Origin of the sequence: Pseudomonas sp. NPDC086112 (genome assembly GCF_044746425.1) — a bacterium.
Taxonomy (GTDB): domain Bacteria; phylum Pseudomonadota; class Gammaproteobacteria; order Pseudomonadales; family Pseudomonadaceae; genus Aquipseudomonas.
The window spans coordinates 1-20,585 of the sequence record NZ_JBIVCD010000019.1 but is presented as its reverse complement, the minus strand read 5'-3'; the positions used below and the strand labels follow the sequence as shown (position 1 = coordinate 20,585).

11 protein-coding genes are annotated in these 20,585 nt (G+C 59.2%); 7 read left to right on the top strand and 4 right to left on the bottom strand.

The genetic code is table 11. From position 1 onward, the window contains the following. Positions 1-58: 58 nt before the first annotated feature. From cobG to ACIPLA_RS15210, 5 genes are all read left to right on the top strand, one after another. The gene (cobG, locus tag ACIPLA_RS15230; protein ID WP_401173849.1) at positions 59-1,360 is read left to right on the top strand and encodes a precorrin-3B synthase; all 1,302 of its coding nucleotides are present in this window, start codon (positions 59-61) and stop codon (positions 1,358-1,360) included. Beyond that, positions 1,353-1,979, top strand: coding sequence for a precorrin-8X methylmutase (locus tag ACIPLA_RS15225; RefSeq protein ID WP_218397292.1), 627 nt, complete (start codon positions 1,353-1,355; stop codon positions 1,977-1,979). The genes cobG and ACIPLA_RS15225 overlap by 8 nt, the downstream gene beginning before the upstream one ends. Next, positions 1,979-2,710 (top strand): precorrin-2 C(20)-methyltransferase, encoded by a 732-nt coding sequence (locus ACIPLA_RS15220; protein ID WP_401173966.1) that lies wholly within the window; start codon positions 1,979-1,981, stop codon positions 2,708-2,710. Before ACIPLA_RS15225 ends, ACIPLA_RS15220 begins: the two co-directional genes overlap by 1 nt. Continuing rightward, positions 2,710-4,413: a precorrin-3B C(17)-methyltransferase gene (cobJ, locus tag ACIPLA_RS15215; protein ID WP_401173845.1), complete on the top strand. Its 1,704-nt coding sequence runs from the start codon at positions 2,710-2,712 to the stop codon at positions 4,411-4,413. Before ACIPLA_RS15220 ends, cobJ begins: the two co-directional genes overlap by 1 nt. A 589-nt stretch (positions 4,414-5,002) precedes the next feature. Then, positions 5,003-12,064, top strand: a complete 7,062-nt coding sequence (locus ACIPLA_RS15210; RefSeq protein WP_401173842.1) for a TcdA/TcdB pore-forming domain-containing protein — start codon at positions 5,003-5,005, stop codon at positions 12,062-12,064. Between the two features lie 82 nt (positions 12,065-12,146). On the opposite strand, the gene ACIPLA_RS15205 is transcribed toward ACIPLA_RS15210, so the two are convergent. Further along, complete coding sequence (locus tag ACIPLA_RS15205) at positions 12,147-12,743, bottom strand: MarC family protein (protein WP_123500872.1); 597 nt, start codon at positions 12,741-12,743, stop codon at positions 12,147-12,149. Positions 12,744-12,978: 235 nt separating this feature from the next. On the opposite strand from ACIPLA_RS15205, the gene ACIPLA_RS15200 reads away from it, so the two are divergent. Together ACIPLA_RS15200 and ACIPLA_RS15195 are read left to right on the top strand one after the other, a co-directional pair. Next, positions 12,979-13,764: a hypothetical protein gene (locus ACIPLA_RS15200; protein WP_401173839.1), complete on the top strand. Its 786-nt coding sequence runs from the start codon at positions 12,979-12,981 to the stop codon at positions 13,762-13,764. Between the two features lie 58 nt (positions 13,765-13,822). Beyond that, the gene (locus tag ACIPLA_RS15195; protein WP_218397301.1) at positions 13,823-14,512 is read left to right on the top strand and encodes a hypothetical protein; all 690 of its coding nucleotides are present in this window, start codon (positions 13,823-13,825) and stop codon (positions 14,510-14,512) included. A 49-nt stretch (positions 14,513-14,561) separates the two neighbouring features. On the opposite strand, the gene ACIPLA_RS15190 is transcribed toward ACIPLA_RS15195, so the two are convergent. The 3 genes from ACIPLA_RS15190 to purH all read right to left on the bottom strand — a co-directional run bounded on the left by ACIPLA_RS15190 (position 14,562) and on the right by purH (position 20,526). After that, entirely contained in the window at positions 14,562-17,336 is a 2,775-nt protein-coding gene (locus ACIPLA_RS15190) for a hybrid sensor histidine kinase/response regulator (protein WP_218397303.1), read from the bottom strand. 99 nt (positions 17,337-17,435) lie between these two features. Further along, the gene (purD, locus tag ACIPLA_RS15185; protein ID WP_218397305.1) at positions 17,436-18,731 is read right to left on the bottom strand and encodes a phosphoribosylamine--glycine ligase; all 1,296 of its coding nucleotides are present in this window, start codon (positions 18,729-18,731) and stop codon (positions 17,436-17,438) included. Positions 18,732-18,918: 187 nt separating this feature from the next. Beyond that, positions 18,919-20,526 carry a bifunctional phosphoribosylaminoimidazolecarboxamide formyltransferase/IMP cyclohydrolase gene (gene purH / locus ACIPLA_RS15180; protein ID WP_401173834.1) on the bottom strand — a complete coding sequence of 536 codons (1,608 nt, stop codon included), beginning with the start codon at positions 20,524-20,526 and terminating at the stop codon, positions 18,919-18,921. Positions 20,527-20,585: the final 59 nt, after the last annotated feature.

The window sequence follows — 20,585 nt, the reverse complement described above, 5'->3', positions numbered from 1 at the left end:
GCGACCTTTCGCCCACCACAGCACTGCCAGCCGGTCACCTCCTTTGAACGAACGCCCGATGTCCACCGCTTTACGCCCCTCGGCCTGCCCGGGGTTGCGGCGTATCGTCCAGGCACTGGATGGCGGCATCTGTCGGATCAAATTGAACGGCGGCTCGATCAGCACTGCCCAGGCTGAAGCGGTGGCCCGTGCGGCCGAACGGTTTGCCGGGGGCGTGATCGAGGCGACCAACCGCGCCAATCTGCAGATTCGCGGGATCGGCAGCGAGCAGACGGCACTGATCGACAGCCTGCTCGCCGCCGGATTGGGCCCGCGAACCGCCGCTGGCGACGATGTGCGCAACCTGATGCTCAGCCCGGCCGCCGGGATTGATCGGCATAGGCTGTTCGACACGCGCCCGCTGGCTGAACAGATTCTCGACACCTTGCAAAGCCACGAACGTTTCCATGAGCTCAGCGCCAAGTTTGCCGTGCAACTCGACGGCGGCGAGGCGTTGGCGATGCTCGAACACCCCCATGATCTGTGGTTGTCTGCTGCTGAGCGAGACGGCGAACGGTTGCTGGCATTCGGTCTGGCGGGTTGCCCCACGGACACGCCCGCAGGTTCAGTGTCACTTGAGCAAGGACACGGGTTGGTCGTTGCGGTGCTGGAGTTATTTCTCGACCTAGCGCGGCCCGATCAAACACGGATGCGTCATGTGCTGGCCAAAATCCCGGCCGCGGATTTTCTCGCTCGCCTGGCCGAGCGTGTGCCTTTGAACCCGATCACCGATTGGCGGCGTACATCGAGCCCGGATGCTCTGCACATCGGCGTTCATCCGCAGGCTGGAACCGAATATGTCTATATCGGTGCCGTACCTCCTTTGGGGCGGCTCGATCCCGTCATGCTCAGAGGCGCGGCGCAACTGGCGCACGAGTTCGGTGACGGGAGCCTGCGTTTCACCCCATGGCAAAGTCTGTTGCTACCCACTGTTGGAAAAGAACGGGCGCCCGAAGTCATTCGGCGCCTGGAGCAACTGGGCCTGCTGTGTGAACCCGATCAGCCCTTGTCACGGTTGATCGCCTGCACCGGCTCCGCTGGCTGCGGCAAAGGCCTGGCCGATACCAAGAGCGACGCCTTGCAATTGGCTGCGCTGTTGCAACGCCACGATCAAACGGTGCATTTGTCTGGCTGCCAGCGTTCCTGCGCCGCCGCCCATGGGGTGCCGGTCACGTTACTGGCCGTCGCACCCGGTCGCTACGACCTCTATTTTCGCGATGCGGGGCAGTCGGGTTTCGGCGCCCTGCATGCACGCAATCTTACTATTGAAGCGGTCGGCGCCTTGCTCGACGCCCACCCACGGAGTTCCCTTGATGCTTGATTACATCCGCGACGGTCAGGAGATCTATCGCAACTCCTTCGCGATCATTCGCGCCGAGGCCAACCTCGAGCGCATCCCGGCCGATCTGGAGAAACTCGCGGTGCGGGTGATCCACGCCTGCGGCATGGTCGAGGCCATTGACGGTCTGCAATTTTCCGAAGGTGCGGGTAAGGCCGGGCGTGATGCGCTGGCGGCCGGCGCGCCGATTCTGTGCGACGCGCGGATGGTCAGCGAAGGCGTGACCCGCGCGCGTTTGCCTGCCAATAACCAAGTGATCTGCACCCTGCGCGACGACAGCGTTCCGGAGCTTGCCCGTGAGTTGGGCAACACCCGTTCCGCCGCCGCGCTGGAACTGTGGCGCCCGCACCTGGAAGGCAGCGTGGTGGTGATCGGCAATGCGCCGACCGCGCTGTTTTATCTGTTGGAAATGCTCGACGCCGGCGCGCCGAAACCGGCGCTGATCCTCGGCTTCCCGGTGGGTTTCGTCGGCGCCGCCGAATCCAAGGCGATGCTCGCGGCGGACAGCCGTGGCGTGCCTTTCGTCATCATGCAAGGCCGGCTGGGCGGTAGTGCCATGGCCGCCGCCGCCGTCAACGCCCTCGCCACGGAGATCGAATGATGCAGCAACCTGGACGTTTGATTGGCCTGGGCGTCGGCCCCGGTGATCCGGAACTGATTACCGTCAAAGCCTTGCGCCTGCTGCGCGAATCGCCGGTGGTGGCGTACTTCGTCGCCAAGGGCAAAAAGGGCAACGCCTTCGGCATCATCGAAGCGCACCTGCAGGACGCGCAAACCCTGCTGCCGCTGGTTTATCCGGTGACCACCGAAGCGCTGCCGGCGCCGTTGTCGTACGAACAAGTGATCAGCGATTTCTACGATGCGGCTGGCGAACAACTCGCTGCGCACCTGGACGCTGGCCGTGACGTGGCGGTGATCTGCGAAGGCGATCCGTTCTTCTACGGCTCCTACATGTACCTGCACGATCGTCTGGCCGAACGTTATGAAGCCGAAGTCGTGCCGGGGGTCTGCTCGATGCTCGGCGGTGCGTCGGTACTTGGTGCGCCGCTGGTGTATCGCAATCAGAGCCTGTCGGTATTGTCGGGGGTGTTGCCCCACGAAGACCTCAAGCGGCGACTGGCCGATGCCGATGCCGCAGTGATCATGAAACTGGGGCGCAACTTTCCCAAGGTCCGTCAGGTGCTCGAAGAGCTCGGTCTGGCGCAGCGTGCGCTGTATGTGGAGCGCGCGACCATGGTCAATCAGAAGATCGTGCCGCTGGATCAGGTCGAGCCGATGTCCTCGCCGTATTTCTCGCTGATCATCGTTCCCGGTGAAAGGTGGCAAGGCTGATGGCCCATTCCGCTCCGGCGATTGTCATTCTCGGCAATGGCAGCCTCGCGACCGCACGCAAAATTCAGCAGGTGTATCCGGGCGCATTGATCCATGGATTGGCCGAACGGGTCGATGGCGCGGACCATGTTTATCACGAGTTCGGCGCGACCCTGCGCGAGCTTTATCAACAGGACACGCCGATCATCGCGCTGTGCGCCGCCGGGATTGTGATCCGCACCCTGGCGCCGTTGCTGCTGGAAAAAGGTGCTGAGCCACCGGTGCTGGCCGTGGCCGAAGACGGCAGCGCCGTGGTGCCGCTGCTCGGCGGCCTCGGTGGGGTGAATGTCATGGCGCGCGAGATTGCCGCTGGCCTCGACGTCGCTGCCGCGATCACCACCAGCGGTGAGTTGCGTTTTGGCACCTGCCTGCTCAATCCACCCGCCGGCTATGCCTTGGGCGATCTGGAGTTGGGCAAGCGCTTCGTCTCGGACTTGCTGGCTGGCGAACACGTGCGCATCGAAGGCGCTGCGCCCTGGTTGGCGCAAGCACAGTTACCGCAGGATCCCGAGGCTCATTTGTCGATCCATGTCGGCAGCGCGGAACGAACGCCGGTAGCCACTGAACTGTTGATTTACCCGCGCAGTGTGTTGTTGGCGGTCAGCGCCAGCGTGGCGGACTTGCCCCAGGCGATTCGCGCGGCGCTGCGTCAGACGCAAGTCGCCGGGCAATCGCTGGCGTGCTTGTTGGCGCCAGCCACGGAAATGGCCAGCCCGACGTTGCGCGAAGCGGCGCTTGAGTTGGGTGTGCCGCTGCGTTTTGCGTCGGCTGCCAGCGATGCCAGCGAGTTGGCTCGCGAGGCTATTCCCGGCGCGACGATTATCCCGATCGACGCGAACCTGGCGCTGGCAATCGCCGAACAGCCGCTGAACGTTGCGCAGGTCGGCCAGCCACGCGGTCGACTGGCGGTGATCGGCCTCGGCCCGGGCGCTGCCGAACTGATGGTGCCTGTGGTGAAGGCCGAACTGGCCAGGGCCACTGACGTGCTCGGCTACGAAACCTATGTGCGCATGGCCGGGCCGTTTCGCCCGGATCAAGTGCTGCACTGCACCGACAACCGCGAAGAGATGCAGCGTGCCCGTCACGCCTTCGAACTGGCGGCCCAGGGGCGGTCGGTGATCGTGGTCTCATCCGGTGATCCCGGCGTGTTCGCCATGGCCGCCGCCGTGCTGGAAGCCTTGCACGAGTCGACTGACCCGGCCTGGCACAGCGTCGATCTGGAGATCCTGCCGGGGGTTTCCGCTTCGCTGGCGACGGCCGCTCAGGCCGGTGCGCCGTTGGGGCATGACTTCTGCGTGATGTCCCTGTCGGACAACCTCAAGCCGTGGTCGATCATCGAAAAGCGTCTGGACCTGGCCGCCGAAGCCGATCTGGCGCTGGCCTTCTACAATCCGATCTCCCGCTCGCGGCCATGGCAGCTGGGCCGTGCGCTGGAGATCGTCGCGCAGCACCGTACCCCTGAAACGCCAGTGGTGCTGGGACGTGATATCGGTCGCCCCGGCCAGACGCTGCGGACCACTACACTCGGCGCGCTCACGCCGGAGCAAGTGGACATGCGCACCATGGTGCTGATCGGCTCGTCCACCACTTGCGTGTTCCCCCGCGCCGAAGGCGGTGACTGGGTGTACACGCCGCGCTGGTATGGCAACAAACCCCTCTGCTGAAATCTGGCGGCCCGCCCGGGCCGCCTTCATCACCTCAGTCCGGTTACTTCTCTCGATTGTTTCGGCATTTGTGCGTGTAAGCCTGTTCGGTTGTTTGAGTGGGATTTTGTTACCTGCCACGAAGAATTTTTATTCTGCTTTGTAGGACGTTCTACTTTGATTCCCGGATTTTTCAGGGTGTGACGAATCATTATTTCAGGCGCTTGTTCTGAGGTCCGGCCTATAAAGGGCTTTCCAGTATTTTGGCTTGTGAGTCATGACTAAACGAGTAAAAGTGCATAAGTCTGTAACGTTGGATGTAATGTTTGTTTTGTAATTAATTGAATTCCTTGTTGGTTGAGCAGTATTGCGTGCCGGGTTAGTTTTAATGTGTGCTTTATTGGTGTTGGTCGATTTTAAAGAAGTTGTGTGACGCTTCGGCGATATACCTCTAAATGTATTGATGCTTGATGCCCGTCTTGGAGCGACGGCGCTTTCTTCGCTTTATTTATAACAGGTTAAATGCCCGGGTGCCTGAGTGCCCTTGTGGAATCATCATTATCTAGAGTCGGTCTCGGCTTTTTATATACGATAAATGGAAGTGTTGTTTATGAGTGACTCTAAGTTCTCGTTGGCGGATGGCTACGTCAATTTTGTGGATTTGTTAAAAGTGGTGGACCTTGAACAGGCGTTAGCATCGCACAAGGGCACCGATCAATATGATGCGGTGTTCCGATATTATTTCGGTTGTATCGGTTTGCTGGATTCTCCACAACTGTTGGAGCCGTTAGGTCTGCTCAAGCAAGCGTTGGGGGCATTGGAGCACGGTAGCCGGCACCGCCGCGCGGCAGAGTCGCAATCGTCTATGAGTTCTGATGCCGCTGGGGCTGCTGATTTGGCGGATATCTACAACAAAGTAGAGGGGTTTGAAACGCGTCTGCACAACAGCCTTGAGCAACTGAAGACACCTGCCACCGAAGTGCCGAAGAATCTGCATTTCGTCTGGCTTGGGGGGGGCGTCGGGGCGATTCAGCGCGACTACATCAACATTTGGAAGCGGGTGATGGCTGCAGAGGGCTATCACCTTTATCTCTGGTATGACAGCGACGCGCTGCTGGCCTATGAAACCAACCGGATCATTGTCGAAGCCGCCAAGGCCGATGCCATGCTCAATGGCGGGCAAACCAGTAGCGATGAGTTTGAGCTGGGCGATCGCTATGAAGAACGCGCCATTGTTCTGAAGCAGCAGATGTACGCGCACATTATGCAAGCGATGGAGAATGGTGGCAGCGCCGATGACGCCAGAGTCGACTTACTGGTTCGAGCCTATGGCCAGGATGAGGCGCGCCTGAGCGCCCTTAGGAGCGATAACCAGCTTAGTCTCTCGGCATTGACCGAGGGAGGTCTGGCACTGCGCGATCTTGCCATCGGTGAGGCACCGCTGCATTTGCAGGATATCTACGAGCGCGAGATCAGCCTGCGTGGCAATTTTGCGGCGGCTTCCGATGTTGTGCGCTTTGAAGCTTTGTTCGCCGACGGCGGTAGCTACGCTGATGTCGATAACCTGCCGCCGTTGTTGGAAAAACTGGGCGAGGTGGACATCGGTGCCTTTAGTCCTGGCGCACGCTTGGGTGTACTGCAGTTGTTGCTCGACCACAATCCGGATTGGATGCCCGGCCGCCAGGCGCTGCGCAGCCGATACACCAACCACTTCGAACAGATCCCTCTGGAGCATCGTGAGGCGCTCGGGCGTTTCGCCGACAGCCAACCCAAGCTGGGTCGTGTTTTTCACCCTCCGGTGGAACGTCTGGCTCAGCCGGACGGCCTGCGAGCCGTTGCCGAAGAACGTAGCTTAAGCAATGCTTTCCTGATGGCGCACCCTGGGTCAGCGATGCTCAAAGCCGTGCTCGAGCGTATCAGGCTCAATTATGAAATCGTGGATACCACCACGCGCCTGGCTGATGAGCAAAATGTTGCCCTGATCGCCGAAGCCATGTTCGGTATTGCGCAGCAGGTCGCGACGGAAGTTTTCGGTGCTCCACAAGAGCTGTCTTTACTGGTTCGGGCTGCCGCCAGCTACTACAGCGATGGCATCCGCCCCCGGAGTGAGGGGACGATCCATCTGACCGGGCCAGCGGCCATGCGCGCAGCCATGTCGGAGTACGAAAGGGAGAACTTCACCCCCCGGACAGCTGAAGTCTGGCAGGCAGATGCTGCCATCTCTGTCGACACCGTCAACCGCGCAACCGAGGAAGAACTCGATCATTCCTGGAAAGAGAACGCAAAGGACACCGAACAATGGCTGAACAGCGAGAAAAAACGCTGGCAAGAGGGACAGTTCAAAGCCCGTTACGCGGGCGATCTGGCCCAGTTGCTCAAATACCGGACCATCGACTTTGAGGAAGGCTGGCCGGTAATCGAGGGCCGCCATGTGCTGTCCACCGATGTGTTGCAGCATCTGGCCGATGAGCTGGGCGAGCCGTTCATGCGGACGATGAATCGTAGCCATAACGGTGCGGTGACCTTCGATAAGGCTGTACCCCTGAGCTTCGATGACCGCCAATCGATCCTCGCTCAAAGCCCCGATGCGCTGCCGCCTGCATCATTGAGCGATCCGCAGACACAACAGTTGCCTATCGATGAACTCTTGAGCCGACTCGCCAAGGGTAGCCTCGAAGTCGCTCAGTTGAGCCCCTTGCAGCGTCTGCTGCTTGGTGCCTTGACCGGTGCGCAGGCATTGGATAATCGCAGCTTCGACACGGTTCGTCCGCAGCTGGATAACCTGGCCAACAGCTTCAGCGAACTAGGCGCGGCGGGCCGCTACGCGACGATCGAACACGCGCTGTATCAACGCCAGGCTCCCGGGTTTCTGGCCGGGCTTGTCAGCCCTCTCGATCATCCGCCAGCGCTTTCCGAAACCGCCCTGGGGCTGAAGAAAAACGCGCTTGAACAACCTTTGACGCTGCGCCAGTGGGGCAAGCAGGTCGCCCGAATCCAGCAGGTGGCGAAACTCGAATACCGTGACCAGATTGTCGAGCGGCTCGGTGTTGTTCTGGACGGTTTTGAAGCGGGCACCATCAAGCTCGTACCGCAGGATTTACTGCTTCAGGGCGCCGGTGACTGGGTGGGTGGGCGTTGTTATCCACTGGCCCTGGTGATGGCGGCAGCCTTGTCGGAGGGGAAGGCCGCGGCCAACATTCTGCGCGAGCGATTCTACCTTGGGGTTATCGAGCCGCAAGGGAGTGATTCAGCGATCTTTCTGCACAGCCTGGAGGCGTTGCGGGATGTGCCGATCAGCGAGGTGGGCAGCGTGCTGGGGCGTTCGGATCTGAGTCAGGTTGTGGACATTCTGCAAGCCAGAACAGCCACCAGTACGCTGATGCTCAACTCCGATAATCACGCCATGCTGGTGGCCAAAACCATTGAGGGTGAACGCAGCACTTATCACTTCTATGATCCGAATTTTGGCGTATTCGAGTTTGAACATCCGACCCAGTTCAGACAGGCGCTGGAACAGTTCTTCCTCCGGCAGAAGATGGCCAGGCATTACGCGGCCTATGGCGATGCGGCGCGTCCGACCTTCGATCTGATCGAACTGGAAGGCTCTCGGGTGTCGAGAGTGGCATTGCCTGGCTCAACTCCGGTCTCGCAACTGCTGCAACCCGGCACGTTGGCGGGACAGTCGCAACGCCCTGTCAGGCAGCGTCTGGCCAGTGCCCGCGGACAATCATTGATGAGTAACGCTCGTCTGGGCAGTTGTCTATTGGCGCTGGACAGTCATGGGTGGGGGCAACAGATCGCGCAAGTGACGACCCGCCTTCAGCAGCAGAATCAGCTGGCACCCCACCTTGTACCGTTGTTCGAAACCCTGGAGATCATGCCCGACGGGATGTACCGGATGAGCCTGGTCGACCCTGCAAACCCTGAGCACGTGGTACGAGTCTTCACTGATGACCCGAGACTCTTGCGCATAAAAAATTACCTCTCGGAACGTTTTGCAGCTTTGGCCAATCAATCATCCGTTCCGGGCGATCCTGTCGATCCTACCGACGTTGGTAGTGTCCATACTCTGAACGCCGGCTTCGCCATACAAGCGCTGATGAACGCGTTGAGGGAACAGGAAGGACCCGATCGGTCCCTGACCCTGGCTGTCCGGTTGCATGCCTATGTCAATTACGCGCAGTTGGTGCATGGCAATGTGGTCGATGTGGCGGGTCTGGTAGGCCTGGTTCGACAGGCACTGGTGGAAGAGAAACTGATTGCCCGTACTGTCGCTCCGGTGGTCAAAGCCGCTGTGGGGCCGAGTGTGGGCGAAGCGAGTGGAGGATTGCTGCAGCTGGCGAATGTCGGGTTCGACATCTACCAGTTGACGACCGCGAAAAACGATGTCGAGCGGGCGCAGTTTGGGACGCAACTGGCTTTCGACTCGGCCAGTCTGGTGTTGTCGGCAGGCGCTTATGCCGCCGGCGTCACAACAGCCGGGGCGTTTCTGGGTGGGGCCGCTGTGATGCTGGCCGGGTTGGCAGTGGGGCTGACGGCACTGGCTCAGGGTTTTGCCGCCATCGCCGAAGAAGCCAAACAGGTCGGGCTGTTTTTCGATGAAGTTGAAAAGGCTTATCGCCAAGCCTATCGATTCGACAGCGCTTTGGCCGCGTGGATACCGCGCTCGTCGTTGATTGTTCAGACGCTGGATCTGAACGCCGGCAAAATGCTGCTCGACAGCCCCAGGCTTTACCCGTTACGCGATCATTTCGGGGTGCCGACCTTTGATGGCGATTACGAGCGGGCGATCGATATTCGTCAAGAACTGGGCCTGCCCGGTCGCATAACCTTCACTCCGCCCGCCGGGCAGGCCATCGTGCTGCCTTGCACACCGCAAACCTGTTATGGCTACGAGTACAAGGCACTGCCTTTCGCTACGCTGCGCCATGACACCGGGTTCGACACGGCTCGACGTCTGGAGAAAAAGAAAGCGGATGGCGGGCGGCTGTTTCTGTTTTCCTTCTATTCATTTCCCAGTGAATACATCCTTTATCGCCTGTTCCCGGTCTATCGGCCAACAGTGATTAATGTACTGCTCGATGCCGTCGAGCGCTCGCTGGTAGTGCCTGTTCTTCCCCCGATCTGGCACGGGAAAGTCACTTATCAGATTCAAGGCGCCGGTAAGCACTGTGCATTGGTGCTCAATCCTGGAGTGAATCTGACACTCGAGTCGCCGAGCCTGCAGCTATCGAGTTGGGTGCTGGAGGCCTCTTGGGCCAGTGAGAGCGATATCCGGCTGGAGCGTTTCGGGGCATTGTTTATCGGTGACGTTCAGGTGGAATTCGCAGGAAAAGGTCGTCACGAAATCCTGATCCGGATCACGGACAACCAAGTGTTTCAGGTTGAGCGCGGCAAACAGACCCTCACCCTTGTCGAGCAGGATGTGCCACCAGGCATGGATCGGCAGACGCTGCAGGAGCATTTCAAAGTATTGGCTCAAGAGCATCGTCTGGTGATGCCGTATACGCCGGTTCATCACTATCTGATTCCCTTCGAGAAGCCGGACGAACCCCGATATACCACCGCTTGGTATGACGCGAAGGAGGAGCGCTTCCTGTACATCCGTAACGAAGAGGTACCGGCCGCTGATGAAGCACTGCTGGGAGTGGTGGCTGGTGGCTACGCCTATTTCTACGAACCGCAGAATTACGAGGTCTGGCAAGTCGAGGCGGTCACCGGGCTGCTCACTCATCGTTATCGGTTGCTGCTTAAAAATACGGAAGCCACCATCAAGCACATCGAGGCAGATGCCCGGGGGGTGATTCACGTCATACAGGAAGTCGCTCGCGAGGATCAGGCCAGCGATGTACTGGCCTACATGATCCATGATGGGCAATTGTTGCTGAGCTCGGTCACCCGCGACATGGATCGGACGCTGGAATCGGTCTTCAGTGCCAGCGACACACTGACTGACTGGTCGCAGGTACTGGGCAGCTATTACCCCTTTACGCCAGTCACTGGCGAAAGCACCTTTGTCACCGTCGACTGGCAGCCGGCCCCCTTTGTTTCGGTTTGCTGGAAGTTCGAAGCGAACACACGGGACATGGCCTGGGTTCGTGACAGTGACCACTTGATCATTCGTCCCTCCTCAAGACTTCATCATGGCCGCGGATGGGCCGACTCAATCAGCAACATGACTGATCTGACGCTGCTCACACCGATGGACGAGGGCGATGTATTTGTCATCTACGACAGGCAGGAACAGCTTCTATGCCGCAAGTCGCGCACCGTGGTGGGGGGCAAAGGACAGTGGTCCCACACGTGGGTGCAGCCCGAGAAGCTGGAGAATGTCGTGGCTGTTGAAGGTGGGTACGTGGCGCTGACGTCAGATGGTCTGTTCTTCAACGTGACTGGCCAGGGAGACCTTGAGTTGGGAGGCTTGAGTGAACCGTGGCTCAAGGATCGTGTGCATTGGTGGTCCGCATTGGAACCGCTTGCCCGGCAACACGCAGCCGAGCGTTTTGCCCTTGTCGGCTTGACCAACTCCAGTGGCGACGCGAGTTTGTGCGCCTGGTACGTCGGCAATCGGTTGCTACTGGCTGATCTCGGACAGGGAAAGGAGGTGCGCTTACTGAGCGTAACCCCGGATAGCGAGGCGGCCTGGTTGTTCGATGTCTCGAGCGGCGAGGTCTATCGTCAGGCATTTATCGATCCGCGGAAACTGGAGCCTGCATTCGGTCAGGGCGCGCGATTGCTCTTGGCGGACGCGTTACCCGCCGCGCAGCGTGAGTGGGCGCCCTGGCAGTTTGTCGAGCTGACGGTAGAAGTGGCGGGACTGCGTGGCACAACGTTCGACGGCGTGATGGTCGAGCTGCGTGATCAAGAACCGGCATGGATTACCGGTGTCACTCGTGAGTGGGTCATTGCTCAGGATGGCCGAATGCACGAGGGCCTCAAACAACTGGTGGACAGCCAGCCTCATACTGCGCTGCTGTCGGTGGAGGAACCCGGTAGCCTGATGTGGTTCGTCGCCGGGACCGAGCGTGTGATTCGGGTGGCAAAGGCTGCGATTCCGGAGTCCTTTGAGCTGCTGGGAACGCAACAACAAACCAACGTGTTGCTTCATGAAGACAAGGACGGATTACTGCTGACTTACCCGGGCATGGGGCATGCGGGACCACTCAGTTATGTCCAGCGCGATGCTGAGGTATTGGTCATTGAAGGCCAGATGAAGATCGGCGATGTCCTGCCGCTGATACCGGACGATGTCACGACCCTGATCCTGCGCATGGGGCAAGGAGCGGTGAGTTACCGACTGTCAAAGGCGGCCTGGCTGAGGCTCGAATCAGTCATCCTCGACTGCCGGCATTCGCTGGGCAGCGCGGCGCCGATTCCCGGCAAGTTGATCTGGGAGCTGGATGCCCCTGAAAAGTTGTTGCTGAGCATCGTCCAGGAACACTTGGTGATCATTGATCCGGACAGCGGGCACAATGTGATCTTTCGTGAGGTGTATGCGACGGATATCAACTTGCGAGGCGAAGTCTTGCTCGGGTTCGAAGGGCATCGACCTTATACCGTTTCAACATTGGTGCAGAGACTGGTTGCTCGGCAGGGTACGCATGACAGTGCCACGCTCAAAGAGCTGCTGAGCGTGTCGATTGCTGAGTTGGAAACGAGTCTGGTGGTTTAATCACCGGCAGTTGTCTGCGATTACGTCCTGGCCGAAAAAAGGCTGCAGGTTGATACAGCCTGCTGCCTTTTTGCCTGTCGGTTCAGGGAACCAGATAGCCCTTCACTCCGGTAAAAATAATCTGTGCCGCCAGCGCACAAACGAACAACCCCATCAGTCGGCTGACAATCTGCAAACCCTGATCGCCCAGAATCCGTTCTATTCGACTGGACAGATAAAGCACCACGCCGACGGTGAAACTGGCCAGAGCGATGCTCATGATGGCGGTGAGCTTGTCGTCCCAGTGCGGCTGGCTCACGCCCATCACCAGCAGGGCGCCGATGGTGCCAGGACCGACCGTCAGCGGGATGGTCAGTGGGACGATGGTCACGTCCTGTTGCACGTTGTCGGTCTGCACCGCCGACTTGCCCTGGGCCATGCCCAGCGCCGAGATGAACAACACACTGCCGGCGCCGATGCGAAACGCATCCACCGTAATCCCGAATACATCGAAAATCACTCGTCCGAACAGGTACAGCAACACGCTGGAGACCAGAGTGGCAATCGCCACTTTCCAGGCCAGGCGACGCTGCTCCTTGCGCGAATAACCGCGGGTCAGGCTGATGAAGCAGGACAACACGAAGAACGGGCTGTAGAGCACCAGCATCTTCAGGTAAACGCTGAACAACACGTGGAGCATGATTTCGGCTCGTAGCGGCAGATGGACAGAGCGGAGTCTATCAGTCGCTTTAATGTTTGGGGGGATGGCGTGAGGAAACGGGGGGTAAATGTAAGTTGTTGAGGTGGAAGTTTGTTAGTTGACGAAATGTTGATATTAACAAGTTACATGTTCTTGTTTGTCGTTTTTTCTTTCTTTGGTTATTGTTGTTTTGCGGGTTCAAGAGGAGCCTGTTTTAATTAATAAGGAATTGGTAATGAATGTTCATGATGTCGAAGATTGCACTGTAGCCGAATGTATTCATCGTTTGGAAAGTTATGAGCTGGACGGCGCTGAAGTTATGCGCCATCGCAGTTTCTCGGTACCGGTTGTCAATGAGCCCGGCAAAGGTTCCATCGTGGGGGAGGGCATCTTGTCCTTTACTGGCAACCTGAGTGAGCAAAATCGGGAAGATGTTCAACACGCTTTTCTGTTCGCGAGTCTGGTCGCAAACAAAAAGTACCCGTACGAGTATCAGGGCAAGGAATGGTATTACCAGTTCCTGGAAGTCATGACCCATGCAGGCTGGCTGCCGACCAGTAAGTACTACAACGACATGAACATCAGCGGTAACACCGTACGGATGGATCAATTGGTGCTGGAGATCCTCGGCAGTGTGGTTGCCGGGCTTGCCGTGCCTGGCTCGGCCTCCGTCCTGATGCTGAAGGTGGCAGGCGATGCAATCACCGCATTGAAAAAACGTGAAACCGCGTTGACCCTGTATGAGCGCAACATGCTGGAGCACGGTGTGGGTGGTATGGCGGCCGGCACCTGCACCGAAGTCAACGGTGAAGTCACCATGGCATTGGGTACTGTTCGTTTCATCCGCAAGAACACCGCAAAGCAAGTGCTGTTCATGGATTGGGACTCCCGCGAGGTGAAACTGTATCGCGGTGACTCGGTCTTCAGGAAAGTGCCATATATCGTCGAGCAAACCCGCGACACGATTCGTGCAAAACTTGGTTTGAATGCGCAAACAAAGATCGAAGATTACGACATCTGATCGAATGTTTTAAGAGGGCGGCCGCTTCTCGGTCGCCCTTTTTCATCGAGGGTTTGCTATGGCTCAGTTATACAGCTTGTTGACGGTGGGTAACGCCGTTGTTGCTTTGTCGGATATTGAAAAAATAGCGGCTTATGACGATGTTGTGCATTCAAGTCTGCTGGCGCAGTTGGTTGCCAACAAAAAAATCGAAAGCATGAAAGTTGAAAGCTGGTATGACGCTTATGTTGCGGTGCTGGATGATTTCTGGATCCGCAACTTGAAGTTTCGCCAGGACTTTTCTCTCAACGGGCTAAACGCCTCTTCAGCGCTTGAATGGGCCTCGGCCGCAATGGCAAATAGCGGTAGCGAAGATCATGCTCTTGGCGGGTTTTTGGCGTATGCGGCGCAATTGCCGTGTTATGTCCCTGCCATCCAGATATGGCCCGAGGAGCGTTGCGAGGAGGAGATGCAAGCACCTCGTTCACCGCTCAAGGTTGTGCGCCTGCTGGCGATTGTGGGACAAAGCCCGACCTCGATCAGCAGCATTTATCTCGAATTCAAGACTCGGCAGGAGTTGGCCCGGAATCCGTGGTCGCAGCGTTTTGAGGTCGATGAAGTAGAAGGTCAGGTGTGCGTGCGATACGCACGGGCGAATCTGTCCGAAACCCTTTACGCGTTATCCCGCGAGGCGATTACCCACAAGCTCGGGAATCGATTGGCGGACAACGTGGCGCTGCTGGTCGAGAAGGTCGATATGGGGGAGTGATACGTCCTGCCCGATTGTTGAAACCACTTTCGGGCACCGGACTGCATCGTCAGAACGTCGAAGCCGTACGATTCTGCTGATCACGTTGGGCAACCCAGTGCTCGATCAGGTCGCGCAGTTGTGACAGCTCTACCGGTTTGGCCATGTGCCCGTCCATGCCCGCCTGGCGCGCGCGCTCTTTGTGCTCGGCGAGGATGTGTGCGGTCAACGCCACCACGGGGGTGCGAATCCGCTGGTTGCCGACTTCCCAGGCACGCAGTTGCTGAGTGGCGGAGAAACCGTCGAGGATCGGCATTTCACAGTCCATCAGCACCAGGTCGTAACGCTGGGCTTTCATCGCCACCAGGGCTTCTTCGCCATTGCTGGCGGTGTCCGGTTGCAGGTTGAGTTTGCCCAGCATGCCACGTATGACCTTGGTCGAGATGCTGTTGTCTTCGGCCACCAGAATGCGGAAATCGCTGGGCACCTTGACCGGAAGGGTAGGGCCGGTGGGCAGCTGCTGCGAAACGGAGGGGCCTTTATTGCGCTGGTTCAGCTCGTCCGCCAGCGTGGTCTTGAGTGTATAGCCGGCCACCGGTTTGGCGAGAATTCGCTTGATCCCGCAGTTGCGCGCGATGATTTTGCTCGGGGCGTTGCTGATGCCGGTGAGCATGATCAGCAGAATGTCATGGTTCAGGCTCGGGTCTTCCTTGATCTTGGCCGCGAGCTGCATGCCGGTCATGCCAGGCATGTTCTGGTCCAGCAGAACCACATCGAAGTAATCGCGCAGATGAGCCTTGGTGCGCAGCAGCGCCAAGGCCTCCTTGCCGGACGGCACGGCACTGACATTCAGGCCCCAGGCGCTGCACTGCTGCACCAGCACCTTGCGACAAGTGTCGTTGTCGTCCACGACCAATACGCGTGCGCCTTGCAGCGGACCGTCCAGGTCCGAGGTCGGATGTTCGAGACGGTCCGGGTCCAGCGGCAGGGTCAGCCACAAAGTGCTGCCCTGGTTGGCGCCGCTCTTGATGCCGAACTCGCCTTGCATCAAACGGATCAGCTGACGGGCGATGACCAGTCCAAGATTGCCCCCCAGGCTGGTGGCCGAGAGGAAGTGTTTGCTGTGCAGTTCGGCATGCATCAACGCGTCGCGTTCTTCCGCCTCCATGGGCTGGCCGCTGTCTTGCACAGCGATGCGCAGCCGCGGTTTGGCGCTGCGTTCATCCAGGGCGACGACGATCAGGATCTCGCCTTCATCGGTTTTCTTCAGGGCGTTTTCCAGCAGGCTCAGCAGGGTCTGGCGCAGGCGCGTGGGATCTCCGCTGATGACGCGTGGTACCTGCGGTTGGATAAAGCTGATCAGCTCGACGTTCTGCTGTTCAGCCTTGGCGCGGAAGATGCTCAGGCAATCTTCGATCAGGGCGTTGAGGTCGAACTGCACGTCGTCCAGTTCGATCTGCCCGGACTCGAGTTTGGAGATGTCGAGAATTTCGTTGATCAGTGTCAGCAGTTCGTTGCCGGCGCTATGGATGGTCTGCACATAGTCGCGTTGCTTGACCGACAGCGGTGTGCCCAGCAGCAATTCGGTCATGCCCAGCACACCATTCATCGGGGTGCGGATTTCGTGGCTGATCTTCGCCAGAAATTCGGCCTTGGCATTGATTTCGGCGTTGCTGGCGGCCAGATCGCGACTGACGCTGAAACGGTCTTCGGTGATGCTGCGCTGACGCTCGCCCAAGGCAATACTCATCAACAGGCCACTGATACAGATAAACACCAGCAGAATAATGATCAGGCTTTGTGGCGCGACCAGGGTCAGCCCCTGCAGTGCCGGCAGAATAATCAATGTGCCGAGGTTGAACACCACCATGGCTGCCACGAACAGACGCGCCGGGCGATAACCTTTTTGCCAGTGATGGGCGCTGACGAACAACATGCTCAGACCGGCCAGAGCAACCAGCCCATATGTAATCAGATTCAGCGGCAGTGTGTTGACGAACAGCAACAGCAGGCCGCACACCATGATGAACAGAATGTTCCCCAGCAGCAGCTTGTTCAACGGGTGAGGGCCGAGCGGGGCGAAGAAACGGTAGGCGAACATCAGGCCGCAAGGCGCGGTCATCAGCAAGGCGAGGTAGGCACCGGGTGTTTGCACGACGGACCAGTTCGGTAACCATGGCCGGGCCAGGTTCAGCAGCAACACCAGGCTGAGCATCAGCAGCCCTTCGCACGCTGCCAGCCAGAGGCTGCTGCGCGAGCGGGTGTAGATGTAACGGGTCAGGTTGTGCAGGATCAGCATCCCGAGGCAGCCGAAGAGCAAGCCATAGATCAGCGTCTGGTACTGAGTGGCTGCGGTCATGACCGCCGATTGCAGCGTGATGTAAGGCCGGAACTGGTGTTCGGAGACCAGCCGCAGGTAGACGTCGAGGGTTTTGTCACTTTGTGGCAGCGGCAACATGAAGTCGCTGCTGGGAAGGGGAGGCTTAACCTGGAGCTGCGCGGTACCGGCATTCAATTGATCGATCAACTGGTCGCCGTCGAGCACATACAGATTGAGGTGCATCAGGTCCGGTGCGAACACTCGCAGCAACTGTTCATGCTTGCCGGGTGCGAGCTTGAAACGCAGCCATAGCGCGCCATCGGGTGCGGCCGCGGTGAGGTGATCAAGTTCAATGGGGCTGAATTGGTTGGTGTAGCGGCTGGAGCGGATGTCGCTCAGCTGCAGGTCGCCCTGTTCGTCGAGCAATACCGCCCAGCCACTGCCTTGCGTGGCCTGGGCCGGGAGCATGCAGAGCAAGGTCAGCAGAGTGACGGCGAAGCCTATGGCAATCCTGAGCCAGCGCACGGCGAAATCCCTTCGTAGGTTAATGCCAAAGTATAACTATGCGCGGTGCCGGAATAGTCAGGCAAGGGCCGCAAGCCCTTGCCTGGCCGGATGGATGGCTTATTCCTGATTCTCGCCACGCTCGCGGGCAATGGCGCGGTAGCCAATGTCCTTACGGTAGAAGCAGCCTTCCCAGTCGATTTTAGCCGCCAGTTTGTAAGCCTGCTGCTGGGCTGCATCGACGCTGGTGCCCATGGCTGTTGCGCACAGCACTCGACCACCGGCGGTCACCACCTGACCGTCCTTGAGCGCAGTACCGGCATGGAAGACTTTGCCTTCCAGTGTCGCGGCTGCATCCAGGCCGTTGATGGCAACGCCTTTGGCGTAGTCACCCGGGTACCCGCCAGCGGCCAATACAATACCGACGCTCGGACGTGGATCCCATTGCGCTTCGACCTTGTCCAGCGCTTGCGCCAGGGCCGCTTCGACCAGCAACACCAGGCTCGACTGCAAACGCAGCATCACCGGTTGGGTCTCAGGATCGCCGAAACGGCAGTTGAACTCGATGACTTTTGGGTTACCAGCCTTGTCGATCATCAGGCCGGCATAGAGGAAGCCGGTGTAGACGTTCCCTTCCTCGGCCATGCCCCGCACGGTCGGCCAGATCACCAGGTCCATGACCCGCTGATGGACTTCGGTCGTGACGACAGGGGCCGGGGAATAAGCGCCCATGCCGCCGGTGTTCGGGCCGGTATCGCCGTCGCCGACACGTTTGTGGTCCTGGCTGGTGGCCATCGGCAATACGTTCTTGCCGTCGACCATGACGATGAAGCTGGCTTCTTCGCCGTCCAGGAATTCTTCGATCACCACGCGTGAACCGGCGTCGCCAAATGCGTTGCCGGCGAGCATGTCGCGCACCGCGTCTTCGGCTTCGCCCAGGGTCATGGCCACGATCACGCCTTTACCGGCGGCCAGGCCATCGGCCTTGATCACGATCGGTGCGCCTTTTTCACGCAGGTAAGCCAGGGCTGGCTCGATCTCGGTGAAGTTCTGGTAGTCGGCGGTCGGGATCTTGTGGCGCGCCAGGAAGTCTTTGGTAAAGGCTTTCGAACCTTCCAGCTGAGCAGCGCCAGCGGTCGGACCGAAGCAATCCAGGCCACGGGAGCGGAACAGATCGACGACACCGGCGACCAGCGGCACTTCCGGGCCGACGATGGTCAGGGACACGTTCTTCTCGGCAAAGTCAGCCAGCTGCTCAAGAGCCAGCACGTCTATGGCGACGTTCTCGCACTTGGCTTCAATGGCGGTGCCGGCGTTGCCCGGGGCAACGAAAACTTTCTGCACGCGCGGATCCTGAGCCACTTTCCAGGCCAGGGCGTGTTCACGGCCACCGCTGCCAATGATCAAAACATTCATTTCAAAAACCTCGGATGACGCTAATTCTGTGGGGGCAGCCTGAGCTGCCTGGCTAACGGTACGCGGCATCGGCCACTGCACCAAACCTGTAGGAGCGAGGCTTGCCCGCGAAGGGATCGCCGCGGTGCATCAGCCAGACCGTGGTGAGGCCTTCGCGGGCAAGCCTCGCTCCTACAAGAGCAAAAAATCAGTGGCGGAAGTGGCGCATGCCGGTGAACACCATGGCGATGCCGGCTTCATCCGCAGCAGCAATCACTTCGTTGTCACGCATCGAGCCACCTGGCTGGATCACCGCAGTGATACCGACCTTGGCCGCATTGTCCAGACCATCGCGGAACGGGAAAAAGGCGTCGGAGGCCATCACCGAGCCTGCTACCTGCAAACCGGCGTGTTCTGCCTTGATCGCGGCGATACGCGCGGAGTTCACGCGGCTCATCTGTCCGGCGCCGACACCAATAGTCTGACGGTTCTTGGCGTAGACGATGGCGTTGGATTTAACGTACTTGGCGACTTTCCAGGCGAAGATCAGGTCGTGGATCTCTTGCTCGGTCGGGGCGCGCTTGGTCACGACTTTCAAGTCGTCGGCACCGATCATGCCGATGTCGCGGCTCTGCACCAGCAGACCACCGTTGACGCGTTTGTAGTCCCACGCAGCGGCGCGATCAGCCGACCACTCACCGCAGGCCAGCAAGCGCACGTTGGCTTTGGCTGCCACGATAGCGCGAGCTTCTTCACTGACGGACGGGGCAATGATCACTTCGACGAACTGACGCTCGACGATGGCTTTGGCAGTTTCTGCATCCAGTTCGCGGTTGAACGCGATGATGCCGCCGAACGCCGATTCGGTATCGGTGGCGTAGGCCAGTTCGTAGGCCTGACGGATGCCGCCTTCAGCGTCCGGGCTCACGGCCACGCCGCACGGGTTGGCATGCTTGACGATCACGCAGGCCGGTTTGACGAAGCTCTTCACACAGTCCAGCGCGGCGTCGGTGTCGGCCACGTTGTTGTACGACAGCTCTTTGCCTTGCAGCTGGGTGGCGGTGGCGATGCCGACTTCCGCAGGCTTGGCTTCAACGTAGAACGCCGCGCTCTGGTGCGGGTTCTCGCCGTAGCGCATTTCCTGGGCCTTGATGAACTGGCTGTTGAAAGTGCGCGGGAACTCGCTGCGACCTTCAGTGGAGAGGGTTTCAGCCGCCTGGTTCACGGTGCCCATGTAGTTGGCGATCATGCCGTCATAGGCGGCGGTGTGTTCGAAGGCCTTGAGCATCAGGTCGAAACGCTGAGCGTAGGTCAGGCCGCCGGCCTTGAGGCTTTCCAGGACGTTGGCGTAATCGCTGGCATTCACCACGATGGCCACGTCTTTGTGGTTCTTGGCTGCCGAACGGACCATGGTCGGGCCGCCGATGTCGATGTTTTCGATGGCGGTCGGCAGGTCGCAGCCTGGCTTGTTGATGGTGGCTTCGAACGGGTACAGGTTGACCGCAACCAGATCGATCGGCTTGATGCCGTGCTCATTCATGATGGCGTCGTCGATACCGCGACGACCGAGGATCCCGCCGTGGATTTTCGGGTGCAGGGTTTTCACCCGGCCGTCCATCATTTCTGCGAAACCGGTGTAGTCCGCGACTTCCACTGCGGCAACACCGTTGTCGCGCAGCAGCTTGAACGTTCCGCCGGTGGAGAGGATCTCGACGCCCAGGGCTTCAAGCTCCTTGGCGAATTCAAGGATCCCGGTCTTGTCGGAAACGCTGATCAAGGCGCGGCGGATCGGCAGGCGGGTAGTCTGGTCGGTCATTTCAATTTCCATCAAAAGAAAGGGAAGTCAGCAAAAAAGGCGACCGTTTTTACGCGGGC

Excerpts from the sequence above, each read along its gene's own strand:
- cobG (WP_401173849.1), top strand. The coding sequence starts at position 59 with ATGTCCACCGCTTTACGCCCCTCGGCCTGCCCGGGGTTGCGGCGTATC.
- ACIPLA_RS15225 (WP_218397292.1), top strand. The coding sequence starts at position 1,353 with ATGCTTGATTACATCCGCGACGGTCAGGAGATCTATCGCAACTCCTTC.
- ACIPLA_RS15220 (WP_401173966.1), top strand. The coding sequence starts at position 1,979 with ATGCAGCAACCTGGACGTTTGATTGGCCTGGGCGTCGGCCCCGGTGAT.
- cobJ (WP_401173845.1), top strand. The coding sequence starts at position 2,710 with ATGGCCCATTCCGCTCCGGCGATTGTCATTCTCGGCAATGGCAGCCTC.
- ACIPLA_RS15210 (WP_401173842.1), top strand. The coding sequence starts at position 5,003 with ATGAGTGACTCTAAGTTCTCGTTGGCGGATGGCTACGTCAATTTTGTG.
- ACIPLA_RS15205 (WP_123500872.1), bottom strand. The coding sequence starts at position 12,743 with ATGCTCCACGTGTTGTTCAGCGTTTACCTGAAGATGCTGGTGCTCTAC.
- ACIPLA_RS15200 (WP_401173839.1), top strand. The coding sequence starts at position 12,979 with ATGAATGTTCATGATGTCGAAGATTGCACTGTAGCCGAATGTATTCAT.
- ACIPLA_RS15195 (WP_218397301.1), top strand. The coding sequence starts at position 13,823 with ATGGCTCAGTTATACAGCTTGTTGACGGTGGGTAACGCCGTTGTTGCT.
- purD (WP_218397305.1), bottom strand. The coding sequence starts at position 18,731 with ATGAATGTTTTGATCATTGGCAGCGGTGGCCGTGAACACGCCCTGGCC.
- purH (WP_401173834.1), bottom strand. The coding sequence starts at position 20,526 with ATGACCGACCAGACTACCCGCCTGCCGATCCGCCGCGCCTTGATCAGC.